This is a genomic window from Streptococcus cristatus (assembly GCF_019685515.1).
GTDB lineage: Bacteria > Bacillota > Bacilli > Lactobacillales > Streptococcaceae > Streptococcus.
On record NZ_JABFFN010000001.1, the window covers coordinates 810,140 to 825,825 of the forward strand.

General features: G+C 41.6%; 17 protein-coding genes. 15 read left to right on the plus strand and 2 right to left on the minus strand.

The genetic code is table 11. The features are described 5' to 3' along the window. The first annotated feature begins 198 nt into the window (after positions 1 to 198). From tuf to ffh, 4 genes are all read left to right on the plus strand, one after another. Positions 199 to 1,395, plus strand: a complete 1,197-nt coding sequence (gene tuf / locus FOA33_RS03945; protein ID WP_001040717.1) for an elongation factor Tu — start codon at positions 199 to 201, stop codon at positions 1,393 to 1,395. A gap of 140 nt (positions 1,396 to 1,535) precedes the next feature. Next, a complete protein-coding gene (locus tag FOA33_RS03950; RefSeq protein WP_000402068.1) occupies positions 1,536 to 1,868 on the plus strand; it encodes a putative DNA-binding protein in 333 nt (110 codons plus the stop codon). A gap of 2 nt (positions 1,869 to 1,870) precedes the next feature. After that, entirely contained in the window at positions 1,871 to 2,086 is a 216-nt protein-coding gene (locus tag FOA33_RS09305; RefSeq protein ID WP_311043416.1) for a 2-oxoglutarate:acceptor oxidoreductase, read from the plus strand. Positions 2,087 to 2,105: 19 nt separating this feature from the next. After that, on the plus strand, positions 2,106 to 3,677 hold the full coding sequence (gene ffh / locus FOA33_RS03955) for a signal recognition particle protein (protein WP_084851910.1): 1,572 nt from the start codon (positions 2,106 to 2,108) through the stop codon (positions 3,675 to 3,677). 80 nt (positions 3,678 to 3,757) lie between these two features. On the opposite strand, the gene guaA is transcribed toward ffh, so the two are convergent. Next, a complete protein-coding gene (gene guaA, locus FOA33_RS03960) occupies positions 3,758 to 5,320 on the minus strand; it encodes a glutamine-hydrolyzing GMP synthase (protein ID WP_038806148.1) in 1,563 nt (520 codons plus the stop codon). Positions 5,321 to 5,460: 140 nt separating this feature from the next. On the opposite strand from guaA, the gene FOA33_RS03965 reads away from it, so the two are divergent. The 11 genes from FOA33_RS03965 (at position 5,461) to FOA33_RS04015 (ending at position 14,475) form a co-directional block, all read left to right on the plus strand. After that, positions 5,461 to 6,159, plus strand: coding sequence for a GntR family transcriptional regulator (locus FOA33_RS03965; RefSeq protein WP_045617014.1), 699 nt, complete (start codon positions 5,461 to 5,463; stop codon positions 6,157 to 6,159). Between the two features lie 137 nt (positions 6,160 to 6,296). Further along, the gene (locus FOA33_RS03970) at positions 6,297 to 7,583 is read left to right on the plus strand and encodes a peptidase U32 family protein (protein ID WP_221160714.1); all 1,287 of its coding nucleotides are present in this window, start codon (positions 6,297 to 6,299) and stop codon (positions 7,581 to 7,583) included. 14 nt (positions 7,584 to 7,597) lie between these two features. Beyond that, positions 7,598 to 7,909: a CHY zinc finger protein gene (locus tag FOA33_RS03975; protein WP_221160715.1), complete on the plus strand. Its 312-nt coding sequence runs from the start codon at positions 7,598 to 7,600 to the stop codon at positions 7,907 to 7,909. A 231-nt stretch (positions 7,910 to 8,140) separates the two neighbouring features. Next, positions 8,141 to 8,341 carry a F0F1 ATP synthase subunit C gene (locus FOA33_RS03980; RefSeq protein WP_001054551.1) on the plus strand — a complete coding sequence of 67 codons (201 nt, stop codon included), beginning with the start codon at positions 8,141 to 8,143 and terminating at the stop codon, positions 8,339 to 8,341. 32 nt (positions 8,342 to 8,373) lie between these two features. After that, entirely contained in the window at positions 8,374 to 9,090 is a 717-nt protein-coding gene (gene atpB / locus FOA33_RS03985; protein ID WP_000392938.1) for a F0F1 ATP synthase subunit A, read from the plus strand. 18 nt (positions 9,091 to 9,108) lie between these two features. Then, positions 9,109 to 9,603 (plus strand): F0F1 ATP synthase subunit B, encoded by a 495-nt coding sequence (gene atpF / locus FOA33_RS03990; RefSeq protein ID WP_000366309.1) that lies wholly within the window; start codon positions 9,109 to 9,111, stop codon positions 9,601 to 9,603. Beyond that, positions 9,603 to 10,139, plus strand: a complete 537-nt coding sequence (locus FOA33_RS03995; RefSeq protein WP_221160716.1) for a F0F1 ATP synthase subunit delta — start codon at positions 9,603 to 9,605, stop codon at positions 10,137 to 10,139. Before atpF ends, FOA33_RS03995 begins: the two co-directional genes overlap by 1 nt. A 14-nt stretch (positions 10,140 to 10,153) precedes the next feature. Next, entirely contained in the window at positions 10,154 to 11,659 is a 1,506-nt protein-coding gene (gene atpA, locus FOA33_RS04000; protein ID WP_045617024.1) for a F0F1 ATP synthase subunit alpha, read from the plus strand. A gap of 15 nt (positions 11,660 to 11,674) precedes the next feature. Further along, positions 11,675 to 12,553 (plus strand): F0F1 ATP synthase subunit gamma, encoded by an 879-nt coding sequence (locus FOA33_RS04005; RefSeq protein ID WP_000301231.1) that lies wholly within the window; start codon positions 11,675 to 11,677, stop codon positions 12,551 to 12,553. Between the two features lie 85 nt (positions 12,554 to 12,638). Further along, positions 12,639 to 14,045, plus strand: coding sequence for a F0F1 ATP synthase subunit beta (gene atpD / locus FOA33_RS04010; protein WP_000094371.1), 1,407 nt, complete (start codon positions 12,639 to 12,641; stop codon positions 14,043 to 14,045). A 10-nt stretch (positions 14,046 to 14,055) separates the two neighbouring features. Beyond that, positions 14,056 to 14,475 carry a F0F1 ATP synthase subunit epsilon gene (locus tag FOA33_RS04015; RefSeq protein WP_000940837.1) on the plus strand — a complete coding sequence of 140 codons (420 nt, stop codon included), beginning with the start codon at positions 14,056 to 14,058 and terminating at the stop codon, positions 14,473 to 14,475. Positions 14,476 to 14,518: 43 nt separating this feature from the next. On the opposite strand, the gene FOA33_RS04020 is transcribed toward FOA33_RS04015, so the two are convergent. Beyond that, entirely contained in the window at positions 14,519 to 15,532 is a 1,014-nt protein-coding gene (locus FOA33_RS04020) for a lactonase family protein (RefSeq protein WP_221160717.1), read from the minus strand. Positions 15,533 to 15,686: the final 154 nt, after the last annotated feature.

Genomic DNA, 15,686 nt, shown 5'->3' on the forward strand with positions numbered 1-15,686 from the left:
ATAATACCGCTAGAATGAAATAAGCTTGAATTGTATAAAGAAGCAGAAGAACAGCACTTTGTAAGATTCAGATTAATTCATAAAATATGTGTAAAACACTTGCAATTTAGCAGAAATTTGATAAAATAGTAAGGAAAGTTAGACTGTATTGCCTACTGTCTATCTATAAAATATATTTTATTGGAGGCTTTTACTCAAATGGCAAAAGAAAAATACGATCGTAGTAAACCACACGTTAACATTGGTACTATCGGACACGTTGACCACGGTAAAACTACTTTGACTGCAGCTATCACAACTGTTTTGGCACGTCGCTTGCCTTCAGCAGTTAACCAACCTAAAGACTATGCGTCTATCGATGCTGCTCCAGAAGAACGCGAACGCGGTATCACTATCAACACTGCGCACGTTGAGTATGAAACTGCAAAACGTCACTATGCTCACATCGACGCTCCAGGACACGCGGACTACGTTAAAAACATGATCACTGGTGCCGCTCAAATGGACGGAGCTATCCTTGTAGTAGCTTCAACTGACGGACCAATGCCACAAACTCGTGAACACATCCTTCTTTCACGTCAAGTTGGTGTTAAACACCTTATCGTCTTCATGAACAAAGTTGATTTGGTAGACGATGAAGAATTGCTTGAATTGGTTGAAATGGAAATCCGTGACCTCTTGTCAGAATACGACTTCCCAGGTGACGATCTTCCAGTTATCCAAGGTTCAGCTCTTAAAGCACTTGAAGGTGATACTAAATACGAAGATATCATCATGGAATTGATGGATACTGTTGATGAGTACATCCCAGAACCAGAACGTGATACAGATAAACCATTGCTTCTCCCAGTCGAAGACGTATTCTCAATCACTGGACGTGGTACTGTTGCTTCAGGACGTATCGACCGTGGTACTGTTCGTGTCAACGACGAAATCGAAATCGTTGGTATCAAAGACGAAACTCAAAAAGCAGTTGTTACTGGTGTTGAAATGTTCCGTAAACAACTTGATGAAGGTCTTGCCGGAGATAACGTAGGTGTCCTTCTTCGTGGTATTCAACGTGACGAAATCGAACGTGGACAAGTTATCGCTAAACCAGGTTCAATCAACCCACACACTAAATTCAAAGGTGAAGTCTACATCCTTACTAAAGAAGAAGGTGGACGTCACACTCCATTCTTCAACAACTACCGCCCACAATTCTACTTCCGTACTACTGACGTTACAGGTTCAATCGAACTTCCAGCAGGTACTGAAATGGTAATGCCTGGTGATAACGTGACTATCGACGTTGAGTTGATCCACCCAATCGCCGTAGAACAAGGTACTACATTCTCTATCCGTGAGGGTGGACGTACTGTTGGTTCAGGTATGGTTACAGAAATCGAAGCTTAATTCGATTAAGTTCCCAGAAGAACAATTATTTAAGTCAGACACTAAAAGAATCTTGCCTTGCAAGGTTCTTTTTTATTCTTGATCCATTTAAAGTGCTTCTACTCTAGCAGTATAATCGTTTTTTTGGTATAATAAAGGTTATGGAAATCGAAAAAACCAATCGTATGAATGCGCTTTTTGAATTTTATGCTGCGCTTTTGACAGACAAGCAGATGAACTATATTGAACTCTACTATGCTGATGACTACAGTCTCGCTGAGATTGCTGAAGAGTTCGGTGTCAGTCGTCAAGCTGTTTATGATAATATCAAGCGGACAGAAAAGATTCTAGAAGATTATGAGATGAAATTGCACATGTATTCGGACTACATTGTCCGCAGTCAGATTTTTGACCAGATCTTGGAGCGTTATCCTAAGGATGACTTTCTGCAGGAGCAGATAGAAGTTTTAACAAGCATTGATAATAGAGAATAAGTGTGGGAGGTATAGTCATCTACAAAGGTATACCCTGTACACTATTAGCTGCTGAGGACCCTTTTTCCATAAGACTACAAATCCTCTCACCTGATTCTATCTCCCGAGCAATTCAAGAGGGATTTAGCTGTTGGGGATATCCAAATGAGATAATGAAAGAAGTCACTCCAGAAGAACTTGTTTGTTTACAAGATTTTGGACGTTTTCCACCGAATTAATGAAATATAGGAGAAAAAAATGGCATTTGAAAGTTTAACAGAACGTTTGCAGAACGTCTTTAAAAATCTACGTAAAAAGGGAAAAATTTCTGAGGCTGATGTCCAAGAAGCAACCAAAGAGATTCGTTTGGCCTTGCTGGAAGCTGACGTTGCCTTGCCTGTTGTAAAGGATTTTATCAAGAAAGTTCGTGAGCGTGCAGTAGGGCACGACGTCATTGATACCCTTAATCCAGCACAACAGATTATTAAAATCGTTGATGAGGAACTGACGGCTGTTTTAGGTTCCGATACGGCAGAGATTATCAAGTCACCAAAAATTCCAACCATTATCATGATGGTCGGTCTGCAGGGGGCTGGTAAAACGACATTTGCTGGTAAGCTGGCTAATAAACTCAAGAAGGAAGAAAATGCTCGTCCTTTGATGATTGCGGCAGATATTTATCGTCCAGCAGCCATCGATCAGCTGAAAACACTTGGACAACAGATTGATGTTCCTGTCTTTGCACTTGGAACAGAGGTTCCAGCTGTTGAGATTGTTCGTCAAGGTTTGGAGCAAGCACAAGCCAATCATAACGACTATGTCTTGATCGATACGGCAGGTCGTTTACAGATTGATGAGCTCCTAATGAATGAGCTTCGTGACGTAAAAGCATTGGCCCAACCAAACGAAATTCTACTCGTAGTGGACGCCATGATTGGTCAGGAAGCAGCCAATGTTGCGCGTGAGTTTAATGCTCAGTTGGAAGTGACTGGTGTTATTCTTACCAAGATTGATGGAGATACTCGTGGTGGTGCAGCTTTGTCTGTTCGCCACATCACTGGTAAACCTATCAAGTTCACTGGTACGGGTGAAAAGATCACAGATATTGAAACCTTCCACCCAGACCGTATGTCAAGCCGTATCCTTGGTATGGGGGATATGTTGACCTTGATTGAGAAAGCTTCTCAGGAATACGATGAGCAAAAAGCACTTGAAATGGCTGAGAAGATGCGCGAAAACACCTTTGACTTCAATGATTTCATCGATCAATTGGATCAGGTGCAAAACATGGGGCCAATGGAAGACTTGCTCAAGATGATCCCAGGTATGGCTAACAATCCAGCCCTTCAAAATATGAAGGTGGATGAGCGCCAGATTGCGCGCAAACGTGCCATTGTATCTTCCATGACACCTGAAGAACGTGAAAACCCTGATTTGTTAAATCCAAGCCGTCGCCGTCGTATCGCTGCAGGTTCTGGAAATACCTTTGTCGAAGTCAATAAATTCATCAAGGACTTTAACCAGGCCAAACAGCTCATGCAAGGTGTCATGTCTGGAGATATGAACAAGATGATGAAGCAGATGGGAATCAATCCAAATAACCTTCCAAAAAATATGCCAAATATGGGAGGAATGGATATGTCTGCCCTTGAAGGCATGATGGGACAAGGTGGAATGCCAGATATGTCGGGTCTCGGGGGAGCAGGCATGCCAGATATGAGCCAGATGTTTGGTGGAGGACTTAAAGGTAAAATCGGTGAATTTGCCATGAAACAGTCTATGAAACGCATGGCTAACAAAATGAAAAAAGCGAAGAAGAAGCGTAAATAAGAAAAGGAAAGCAGAAGTAAGTTCCTTGCTTAACAAAAGAACTCTGAATCAAATTCAGAGTTCTTTTGTGTTTGATTGGCCTATTCCCACTCAACGGTTGCAGGTGGTTTACTTGTAATATCGTAGACGATGCGGTTAACGTGGTCCACTTCGTTGACGATACGTACAGAAATCTTTTGAAGGACTTCCCATGGAATTTTGGCAAAGTCAGCTGTCATACCATCGATAGAAGTGATAGCACGAATGGCAATCGTGTAGTCATAAGTACGACCATCACCCATAACACCGACTGAACGAACGCCTGTGTTGACAGTGAAGTATTGCCAGATATCGCGATCAAGACCAGCTTTAGCGATTTCTTCACGAAGGATAGCATCAGACTCACGAACAGTTTCTAGTTTTTCTTCAGTGATTTCACCCATGACACGGATAGCAAGCCCTGGTCCTGGGAATGGTTGGCGCCATACGATGTGGTCTGGCATACCAAGCTCTGTACCGAGAGCACGAACTTCATCTTTGTAAAGAGTGTTGAGTGGCTCAATCAGTTCAAACTGCATGTCTTCTGGAAGACCACCAACGTTGTGGTGTGACTTGATGGTTTGGGCTGTATCTGTACCAGACTCAATCACGTCAGTGTAAAGCGTTCCCTGAGCAAGGAATTTTACATCTTTTAGCTTGCTTGCTTCGTCATCAAAGACATAAACAAATTCGTTACCAATGATTTTCCGTTTTTGCTCAGGATCAGAAACGCCAGCAAGTTTGTCAAGGAAGCGTTTTGCAGCGTCTGCTTTGACGATATTCAAACCAAACTTACCACCAAGCATGTCCATAACTTGGTCAGCCTCTCCCTTACGGAGAAGACCGTGATCTACAAAGATACAGATTAATTGATCACCGATTGCTTTTTGAAGAAGAACCCCAACAACAGAAGAGTCAACACCACCTGATAGACCTAGAAGAACACGCTTGTCACCTACAGTTTCACGGATTTTCTTGATCTGCATGTCGATGAAGTTGTCCATTGACCAGTCGCCTTTAGCCTTACAGATGTTAAGGGCAAAGTTGCGAAGGATATCATTTCCGTATACAGAATGGCGCACTTCTGGGTGGAATTGGATACCGTAAATGTGCTTTTCTGGGTTTTCAATAGCTGCATAAGGACAGTCAGCAGAAGTGCCAGTACGAACAAAATCAGCTGGAATCTCTGTAACAGCATCGCCATGACTCATCAAAACAATCTGTTCTTCAGGAGTCCCTTCAAAGAGGGCAGAAGTGGTATGAGTAAGTGGTGATTGGCCATACTCGCGGTTACCAGCATCACCTGCAGGAACAACTTTTCCTCCAAGTTTATGAGTTAAAAGTTGCATACCATAGCAGATTCCCAAAATTGGAATGCCAAGTTCAAAAATTTCTGGGTCAATATCAAATGAACCATCTTCGTATACAGAGTTTGGTCCACCAGAGAGGATGATCCCTACAGGGTTAATCGCACGAACCTCTGCAGCTGAGATTTTGTGACTTTTTAGCTCTGAAAAAACACCAATTTCACGAATACGGCGTGAAATCAGCTGGTTGTATTGGCTACCATAGTCCAGCACGATGATTTTTTCGACATCTTGCAAATCAGTTGAAATGTTGCTCATCTTTTTCCTTTCTCAAAAGAAATATCTTTTTCAATATTCTATCACAAATAGGGGCGAATTACCAACTAAACAAGGCAAAGTTTGACTTTTTCTTAGCAAATACGGTACAATGGAGAAAATAAAGAAAAGAAGTGAGAATCATGTTACCAGCTTATATGAAAATCCACGATCAGATCAAGAAGGATATAGATGAGCATCATTGGAAAATCGGAGAGAGGCTTCCAAGTGAGCGAGATTTAGCTGAACAGTTTCAAGTTAGCCGGATGACATTACGCCAAGCTATCTCTCTCTTGGTCGAGGAAGGAGTTTTGGAGCGTCGTGTAGGAAGTGGAACCTTTGTCTCTAGCACTCGTGTCCAAGAAAAAATGCGAGGAACAACCAGTTTTACGGAGATTGTCAAATCTCAGGGGAAAGTACCTTCCAGCCAACTCATTTCTTACAGAAGAACTATTCCAAATGAGCAAGAGATCGCAAAGCTGGGGATTACTCCAACAGAGAATATTATCCGCATGGAACGGGTGCGTTATGCTGACCAAGTTCCACTAGTCTATGAAGTCGCATCCATTCCTGAGAAATTTATTAAGGATTTCAAAAAAGAAGAAATCACCAGTCACTTCTTTCAAACCTTGCAGCAGTATGGCTACCGGATTGGTAAATCCCAACAGACCATTTATGCGAGATTGGCTAAGGAAAAGATTGCTGACTATCTAGAAGTCGAAAAGGGGCATGCGATTTTAGCCTTGACTCAGGTTTCTTATCTTGAAGATGGGACAGCTTTTGAATATGTAAAGAGTCAATACGTGGGTGAACGCTTTGAATTTTATCTTGAAAATAACTAGTTTAGAAAGGCTAGTTTTTTGTTTTCTTAAAAGATTAGAATTGTCAAAACAATCTGTCTAGGCTTGATTTTATCCTTTATTTACTATAAAATGAGAAGGAAAAACGTCAAACTTTTATATTGCAAATAGGAGAAAAAATGACAAAAACATTGAAACGTCCTGAGGTTTTATCGCCTGCAGGGACTTTAGAGAAGCTAAAAGTGGCTGTTCGGTATGGAGCTGATGCTGTTTTTATAGGTGGACAAGCTTATGGTCTTCGTAGCCGTGCAGGAAACTTCACCTTTGAACAGATGGAAGAAGGCGTGCAGTTCGCTGCCAAGTATGGTGCCAAGGTCTATGTAGCTGCCAACATGGTTATGCACGAAGGAAATGAAGCTGGGGCTGGTGAGTGGTTCCGTAAGTTGCGTGACATTGGGATTGCGGCAGTTATCGTGTCAGATCCGGCCTTGATTATGATTGCAGCAACAGAAGCACCAGGTCTTGAAATCCACCTCTCTACCCAAGCCAGTGCGACCAACTATGAAACGCTTGAATTTTGGAAAGAACTGGGCTTGACTCGTGTCGTTTTGGCGCGTGAGGTTTCAATGGAAGAATTGGCAGAGATTCGCAAACACACTGATGTAGAAATTGAAGCCTTTGTTCACGGAGCCATGTGTATTTCCTACTCAGGTCGCTGTACGCTATCAAACCACATGAGTATGCGTGATGCCAACCGTGGTGGTTGTTCGCAGTCTTGCCGTTGGAAATACGACCTTTACGACATGCCTTTTGGTCAAGAACGCAAGAGTCTTAAAGGTGAAATTCCAGAAGAATTTTCGATGTCAGCCGTTGATATGTCTATGATTGACCATATTCCAGATATGATTGAAAATGGTGTAGACAGTCTCAAGATTGAAGGTCGTATGAAGTCAATCCACTATGTTTCAACTGTGACCAACTGTTACAAGGCGGCTGTGGATGCTTACCTTGAAAGCCCAGAAAAATTTGAAGCTATTAAACAAGACCTGGTAGATGAGATGTGGAAGGTTGCCCAACGTGAATTGGCAACAGGTTTCTACTATAGCACACCTACAGAAAATGAACAGTTGTTTGGTGCACGTCGTAAAATCCCTGAATACAAGTTTGTCGCTGAGGTGGTTTCTTATGATGATGCAACCCAGACAGCAACCATTCGTCAACGGAATGTTATCAATGAAGGCGATCAAGTTGAGTTTTACGGACCAGGTTTCCGTCATTTTGAAACCTATATCGAAAATCTTCACGATTCTAAAGGCAATAAAATCGACCGTGCTCCAAATCCAATGGAACTCTTGACCATTAAGGTTCCTCAACCTGTGCAAGCTGGGGATATGGTTCGAGCTCTCAAAGAAGGTCTTATCAATCTCTATAAGGAAGACGGGACAAGTGTCACAGTTCGTGCCTAGATAGGGAAAAGTGAATGATTCAAGCGCAAGGATTGTTAGTTGATGATGAAGGCAGATGTATTCATTACCATGGTGAAAAGGACATCGTTTCCCTCCAGTGTTATGAGTGTAAAAAATACTATGCTTGCTATCAGTGCCACGATGCTATAGAAACGCATTTGTTTTCACCCTACCCCTTGACGCTTTCGGAGGATCGACCGATTTTATGTGGGGCTTGTAAGAGGACAATAACATTTCAAGAATATCAAAAACAAATAGCCTGCCCTTATTGCAAATCTCCATTTAATCCAGGGTGTAAACAACACTATTCCTACTATTTCAAATAAAATGAATCTATCCAAGTTCTAAACTTGGATTTTTCAATTTATTTCGGAAAATATAGAAAAAGTGGAAACACATTTCATCATAAAATGAGAAACTTATCTATACAGTGGCATAAAAATAGCAAAAATAGAAATAAATCATCTGAAACGCTTCCAATGTAAGTAAAAAGTTGACAAAAACAAATTTTAGGACTAAACTAAGTAAGTAAATTTTAAATAAAAGGAGAATTCGTCATGAATTTAACATTTTTCGGACTTTGTCTTGCCTGTATGGGTGTATCTCTTGCAGAAGGATTTTTGATGAACGGTTTGTTCAAATCTGCAGCACGCCAACCAGATATCATCCCACAATTGCGTAGTTTGATGATTATGGGGATTGCCTTTATCGAAGGAACATTCTTTGTAACCTTGGCGATGTCATTTGTCATTAAATAGACAACTCTATTTAGAAATGGAGGTGTCAAACCATGGAAGAAAGTTTGAATCCAACCGTTAATATTGGACCAATATCCTTTGATTTGACCCTGCTTGCCATGTCTCTTGTAACTGTTTTGATGGTTTTTGCCTTTGTCTACTGGGCAAGTCGTAAAATGACCATCCGTCCAAAGGGCAAACAAAATGCTCTTGAGATGATTTACGACTTTGTGATTGGTTTTACCAAACCAAACATTGGAGAATCATACATCAAGGATTATTCCTTATTTCTGTTTTCTCTATTTCTGTTTATCTTGGTTGCCAATAATATCGGCTTAATGGCAAAAGTACAAACAACAAACGGTTATAACTTGTGGACTTCCCCAACAGCCAACCTTGGATACGATTTATCCCTATCATTCTTGATCACTTTGATCGCCCATGTAGAAGGAGTTCGTCGTAGAGGCGTTAAAGAATATTTGAGAGCATTTGTTACACCTGGCTTTATGACTCCGATGAACATTTTAGAAGAGTTCACCAATTTTGCTTCCTTGGCGATTCGGATCTACGGAAATATTTTTGCCGGTGAGGTCTTAGCTGGATTGCTATTAGCCTTGTCACAAAATGCTTTGTATTGGTATCCTTTTGCCTTTATCGCAAACATGTTATGGACAGCCTTTTCAATTTTCATTTCATGTATTCAGGCTTATGTATTTACCATGTTGTCATCTATGTACATTGGTAAAAAAATAAATGAAGGGGAAGAGTAAGTAGAGGAGGATTAGAAGATGGATTTAACTATTAGTACCATTATCGGTGACTTTATTCTTATCGCTGGTTCCTTCCTTTTATTGATCTTTTTAGTGAAAAAATATGCTTGGGGAAATATTTCCAGCATCTTGGATGAACGTGCTGAAAAGATTTCTTCAGATATTGATGGTGCCGAGGAAGCCCGTAAAAAGGCTGAGGAACTAGCTAACAAACGTGAAGCTGAGTTAGCAGGTAGCCGTACCGAAGCTAAAACGATTATCGAGAATGCAAAGGGAACTGCTGAGAAAAGTAAAGCCGATATTTTAGCCGAAGCTAAACTTGAAGCAGGGCGCTTAAAAGAAAAAGCCAACCAAGAAATTGCTCAAAATAAAGCTGAAGCTTTACAAAGTGTTAAGGGCGAGGTGGCAGATTTGACAGTTAGTCTAGCTGGGAAAATCATCTCACAAAATCTTGACAGTCATGCCCATAAGGAACTCATTGATCAGTATATCGATCAGCTAGGAGAAGCCTAATGGACAAGAAAACAGCAAAGGTCATTGAAAAGTACAGCATGCCTTTTGTCCAATTAGTGATTGAAAAAGGAGAAGAGGACCGGATTTTTTCAGACTTGGATCAAATCAAGCAAGTCGCAGAAGAAACGGGTTTACCTTCTTTTTTAGCTCAGGTGGCAGTCGATGAGTCAGATAAGGAAAAAACAGTTCGTTTCTTTCAAGCCTCTGTGTCACCTTTAATGCAAAACTTTATTCAAGTTCTGGTTTACAATCACAGAGCAAATCTTTTTTATGAAGTAATTGCAGATTGTTTGAATCGCCTTGAAAAAGAGACCAATCGTTTTGTAGTCACGATTTCTTCAGCTCATCCTTTAACAGATGAACAGAAGGAACGTCTGCTCCCATTGATAGAGAAAAAAATGTCTCTGAAAGTGCGGAGCGTCAAAGAACAAATTGATGAAGGACTCATTGGTGGTTTTGTCATTTTTGCTAATCACAAGACAATTGATGTGAGTATTAAACAACAACTTCGAGTTGTTAAAGAAAATTTGAAATAGAAAGTGGTGTTCTTTTGGCAATTAACGCACAAGAAATCAGCGCTTTAATTAAGCAACAAATTGAAAATTTCAAACCCAATTTTGATGTATCTGAAACAGGTGTTGTAACCTATATCGGGGACGGAATTGCGCGTGCTCACGGCCTTGAAAATGCCATGAGTGGGGAGCTGTTGATTTTTGAAAACGGCTCTTATGGGATGGCGCAGAACTTGGAGTCAACAGACGTTGGGATTATCATCCTAGGTGACTTTACAGATATTCGTGAAGGCGATACCATTCGCCGTACAGGTAAAATCATGGAAGTTCCTGTTGGTGAGAGCCTTATTGGACGTGTTGTGGATCCACTTGGTCGTCCAGTTGACGGTCTTGGAGAAATCCATACCGATAAGTCTCGTCCAGTAGAAGCGCCGGCTCCTGGCGTTATGCAACGTAAGTCTGTATCAGAACCATTGCAAACAGGTTTGAAAGCTATTGATGCCCTTGTTCCGATTGGTCGTGGTCAACGTGAGTTGATTATCGGTGACCGTCAGACAGGGAAAACAACCATCGCTATTGATGCTATTTTGAACCAAAAAGGTCAAGATATGATCTGTATCTATGTAGCGATTGGGCAAAAAGAGTCAACTGTTCGTACGCAAGTTGAAACACTTCGTCAGTACGGTGCCTTGGACTACACAATCGTTGTGACAGCTTCTGCTTCACAACCTTCTCCATTGCTCTTCCTAGCTCCTTATGCTGGGGTTGCTATGGCAGAAGAGTTTATGTACCAAGGGAAGCATGTTTTGATCGTTTATGATGATCTTTCAAAACAAGCGGTCGCTTATCGTGAACTTTCCCTCTTGCTTCGTCGTCCACCAGGTCGTGAAGCCTTCCCTGGGGATGTTTTCTACCTTCATAGCCGTTTGCTTGAGCGTTCAGCTAAGGTTTCTGATGAACTTGGTGGTGGTTCAATCACAGCTTTACCATTTATCGAGACACAAGCAGGAGATATCTCTGCTTATATCGCAACTAACGTGATTTCAATCACAGATGGTCAAATCTTCCTTGGCGATGGTCTCTTCAATGCGGGTATTCGTCCAGCTATCGATGCGGGTTCATCTGTATCTCGTGTAGGTGGTTCTGCACAAATCAAAGCTATGAAGAAGGTTGCTGGTACACTTCGTATCGACCTTGCTTCATATCGTGAGTTGGAAGCCTTCACTAAGTTTGGTTCTGATTTGGATGCGGCTACTCAAGCTAAGTTAAATCGTGGACGTCGTACCGTTGAAGTTCTGAAACAACCAGTTCATAAACCATTACCTGTTGAGAAACAAGTAATCATTCTTTATGCTTTGACACATGGTTTCTTGGATACGATTCCTGTAGATGACATTGTTCGTTTTGAGGAAGAGTTTCATGATTTCTTTGATGCACAACATCCAGAGATTTTGGAAACTATTCGTGAAACAAAAGACTTGCCAGAAGAGGCAGTCTTGGATGCTGCGATTACAGAGTTTCTCAATCAATCCAGCTTCCAATAAGAATAGAGGTGTCAAATGGCAGTATCTCTAAATGATATTAAAACAAAAATCGCCTCAACAAAAAATACTAGTCAAATCACCAATGCCATGCAAATGGTATCGGCTGCCAAGTTAGGTCGCTCTGAAGAAGCAGCACGTAACTTTCAAGTTTATGCTCAGAAGGTTCGTAAGCTTTTGACGGATATTCTGCATGGTAACGGATCTGGTGGTTCTACCAATCCGATGCTCATTAGTCGCCCAGTTAAGAAAACAGGCTATATCGTTATTACTTCAGACCGTGGCTTGGTTGGAGGTTATAATGCTTCCATCCTTAAAGCTGTGATGGAGTTGAAAGAAGAATACCATCCAGATGGTACAGGTTTTGAGATAATCTGTATTGGTGGTATGGGAGCTGATTTCTTTAAGGCTCGTGGCATTCAACCAATCTATGAACTACGTGGCTTGGCCGACCAACCTAGTTTTGATGAAGTTCGTAAAATTATTTCAAAAACGATTGAGATGTACCAAAACGAACTTTTTGATGAACTCTATGTTTGTTACAACCATCATGTCAATACTCTCACAAGTCAAATGCGTGTGGAACAAATGCTGCCGATTGTTGACTTGGATCCAAATGAAGCGGATGAAGAGTATAGCTTGACATTTGAGTTGGAAACGAGTCGTGATGAGATTCTAGAGCAGTTGTTACCTCAGTTTGCAGAAAGTATGATATACGGGGCTATTATCGATGCCAAGACAGCTGAGAATGCTGCAGGTATGACAGCCATGCAAACGGCGACTGATAATGCCAAGAAAGTCATCAATGATTTGACAATTCAGTATAACCGTGCCAGACAGGCGGCGATTACACAAGAAATTACAGAAATTGTAGCGGGGGCTAGTGCCTTAGAATAAGGCTTTGCCTCCCTCGTATTAAAATGAACTTAGGCCCTAGGTGAACTAGGAACCGACAGTATCTTATATAGAATAGGAGAAGGAGATGAGTTCAGGTAAAATTGCTCAGGTTATTGGACCCGTTGTCGACGTCTTGTTCGCAGCAGGTGAAACACTTCCTGAGATTAATAATGCACTTGTCGTCTACAAAAATGACGAAAGAAAAACAAAAATCGTCCTTGAAGTAGCCTTGGAGTTGGGTGATGGTATGGTTCGTACGATCGCCATGGAATCAACAGATGGTTTGACTCGTGGAATGGAAGTTTTGGACACAGGCCGTCCAATCTCTGTTCCAGTAGGTAAAGAAACTTTGGGACGTGTCTTCAACGTTTTGGGAGATACCATCGACTTGGATGCTCCTTTCGCTGAAGACGCTGAGCGTCAGCCAATTCATAAGAAAGCTCCAACTTTTGATGAATTGTCTACCTCATCTGAAATCTTGGAAACAGGGATCAAGGTTATCGACCTTCTTGCCCCTTACCTAAAAGGTGGTAAAGTTGGACTTTTCGGTGGTGCCGGAGTTGGTAAAACCGTCTTGATTCAAGAATTGATTCACAATATTGCCCAAGAACACGGTGGAATTTCCGTATTTACTGGTGTTGGGGAACGTACTCGTGAGGGGAACGACCTTTACTGGGAAATGAAAGAATCAGGCGTTATCGAGAAAACAGCCATGGTATTTGGTCAGATGAATGAACCACCTGGAGCACGTATGCGTGTTGCCCTTACTGGTTTGACAATTGCTGAATACTTCCGTGATGTAGAAGGTCAAGATGTGCTTCTCTTTATCGATAATATCTTCCGTTTCACTCAAGCTGGTTCAGAAGTATCTGCCCTTTTGGGTCGTATGCCTTCAGCCGTTGGTTACCAACCAACACTTGCTACGGAAATGGGTCAATTGCAAGAACGTATCACATCAACCAAGAAGGGATCTGTAACCTCTATCCAGGCTATCTATGTGCCAGCGGATGACTATACTGACCCTGCGCCAGCAACAGCCTTCGCTCACTTGGATTCAACAACAAACTTGGAACGTAAGTTGGTACAGTTGGGTATCTACCCAGCCGTTGATCCACTGGCTTCAAGCTCTCGTGCCTTGGCACCTGAGATTGTTGGTGAGGAGCACTATGCAGTTGCTGCTGAGGTCAAACGTGTCCTTCAACGTTACCATGAATTGCAAGATATCATTGCTATCCTTGGTATGGATGAACTCTCTGATGAAGAAAAGACTTTGGTTGCTCGTGCCCGTCGTATCCAGTTCTTCTTGTCTCAAAACTTTAACGTTGCCGAACAATTTACTGGCCAACCTGGTTCTTATGTACCAGTGGCGGAAACAGTTCGCGGCTTTAAGGAAATCCTTGAAGGAAAACATGACCATCTACCAGAAGATGCTTTCCGTGGTGTCGGTTCAATCGAAGATGTGATTGCAAAAGCTGAGAAAATGGGATTTTAAGAGGTGATCTATGGCTCATTTAACTGTCCAGATCGTGACACCAGATGGCCTCGTCTATGATCACCATGCCAGCTTTGTATCGGTACGAACTCTGGATGGTGAGATGGGGATCTTGCCACGACATGAAAATATGATTGCGGTTTTAGCGGTTGATGAAGTAAAGGTAAAACGAATCGATGACGATACTCATGTGAACTGGATTGCAGTGAACGGAGGAATTATCGAGATTGCCAATGACATCATTACTATTGTAGCAGACTCAGCAGAACGTGCTCGTGATATCGATATTAGCCGTGCCCAACGTGCTAAACTTCGTGCTGAACGTGAGATTGAAGAAGCACAAGATAAACACTTGATTGACCAAGAACGGCGAGCTAAGGTTGCTTTACAACGTGCCATTAACCGTATCAATGTCGGAAATAAACTATAAAATAAAAATGAACTTGCTTAAGCGAGTTCATTTTTATTTTACATTAATGTTTAAATGTGATGCAAACAGCTTCGGGAACTTGGAAATCGTTAGAAAGCTCAGCTAATCGACCAGTTTCAGGATTACGTTTAAAGACGGTTGCATTATCTGAATCTTGGTGAACTGCAATTAGAAATTCTTGGTCAGGAGTAAGATTGAAATCGCGCGGATTTTGTCCGTGGCTGGGCACAATTTCTAATAACTCCAGACTACCATCAGCTAGGATGCTAAATACAGCAATGGAATCATGACCTCGGTTTGATGCATAGAGATATTTACCATCTTTTGAAAGACGAATGGCGGCAGTAGCATTAAATCCCTCATATCCATCTGGCAAAGTCGAAATGACTTGCATGCGTTCAAATTCACCAACACCATCGTAAATCAAGACTTCAATGGTACTGTTGAGTTCACAGATGAGGTAGGCAATCTTATAATGATGATGGAAAACGATGTGGCGAGCACCTGCCCCAGCTTGGCTGTTATAAGTGTAGAGTTTACTTAGTTTTCCTTCTGGGCTAACATCGTAGGTAGTTACTTCATCCGTGCCCAGATCACATGTAACGAGATACTGGTCAGGTGTTAGATCCGTAAAGTGTACATGTGGGGAAGCTTGGTTTTCATGAGGGCCTTGTCCACTATGCTGATCTAGATCTGTTTGGATGAGGCTACCATCCGTTTGACGTTTATAAACCAGAACTTGTCCTTTATGATAGTTGGCTCCATAAACGAGACCACGCTTTTCATCCACTGCCACATAACAATGGGGAGCGCCTTCTTCCACCACATGATTTAACAAAGTGCCATCTGTCTTGTAAGCAGCGATTCCACCTAAGCCATCCTGGCTCCCTACAGTGTATAAGTGTTGCTGTTGGTCAAAGGCAAGGTAGGTCGGACTTGGTTCAGCAGCAAAGAGTTCAAGATTTGTAAGCTGGCCTGTTTCTGTATTAAAATCAGCTTTGTAAATCCCTTTAGATAAGCGACGAGTGTAAGTTCCAAAATAAACAGTTTCTTTCATGTCCATACCTCTTAATAATGATAAATTTATTATACCACAAAATGAAATTCTTAACTGACTTTCATCATTTTTTGAAAATTACAGAAAACATCTTAGGGAGATTTATTTAGTTTTTACCTTGCTTTCAAAAATCAAAGTGATATAATAATCATAT

Bases quoted from the DNA above. Each gene is read 5' to 3' on its own strand.
- FOA33_RS04020 (WP_221160717.1), bottom strand. From the start codon at position 15,532: ATGAAAGAAACTGTTTATTTTGGAACTTACACTCGTCGCTTATCTAAA.
- atpD (WP_000094371.1), top strand. From the start codon at position 12,639: ATGAGTTCAGGTAAAATTGCTCAGGTTATTGGACCCGTTGTCGACGTC.
- guaA (WP_038806148.1), bottom strand. From the start codon at position 5,320: ATGAGCAACATTTCAACTGATTTGCAAGATGTCGAAAAAATCATCGTG.
- FOA33_RS03970 (WP_221160714.1), top strand. From the start codon at position 6,297: ATGACAAAAACATTGAAACGTCCTGAGGTTTTATCGCCTGCAGGGACT.
- tuf (WP_001040717.1), top strand. From the start codon at position 199: ATGGCAAAAGAAAAATACGATCGTAGTAAACCACACGTTAACATTGGT.
- FOA33_RS03980 (WP_001054551.1), top strand. From the start codon at position 8,141: ATGAATTTAACATTTTTCGGACTTTGTCTTGCCTGTATGGGTGTATCT.
- FOA33_RS04015 (WP_000940837.1), top strand. From the start codon at position 14,056: ATGGCTCATTTAACTGTCCAGATCGTGACACCAGATGGCCTCGTCTAT.
- FOA33_RS03975 (WP_221160715.1), top strand. From the start codon at position 7,598: ATGATTCAAGCGCAAGGATTGTTAGTTGATGATGAAGGCAGATGTATT.
- atpB (WP_000392938.1), top strand. From the start codon at position 8,374: ATGGAAGAAAGTTTGAATCCAACCGTTAATATTGGACCAATATCCTTT.
- ffh (WP_084851910.1), top strand. From the start codon at position 2,106: ATGGCATTTGAAAGTTTAACAGAACGTTTGCAGAACGTCTTTAAAAAT.
- FOA33_RS03965 (WP_045617014.1), top strand. From the start codon at position 5,461: ATGTTACCAGCTTATATGAAAATCCACGATCAGATCAAGAAGGATATA.
- FOA33_RS03950 (WP_000402068.1), top strand. From the start codon at position 1,536: ATGGAAATCGAAAAAACCAATCGTATGAATGCGCTTTTTGAATTTTAT.
- FOA33_RS04005 (WP_000301231.1), top strand. From the start codon at position 11,675: ATGGCAGTATCTCTAAATGATATTAAAACAAAAATCGCCTCAACAAAA.
- FOA33_RS03995 (WP_221160716.1), top strand. From the start codon at position 9,603: ATGGACAAGAAAACAGCAAAGGTCATTGAAAAGTACAGCATGCCTTTT.
- atpF (WP_000366309.1), top strand. From the start codon at position 9,109: ATGGATTTAACTATTAGTACCATTATCGGTGACTTTATTCTTATCGCT.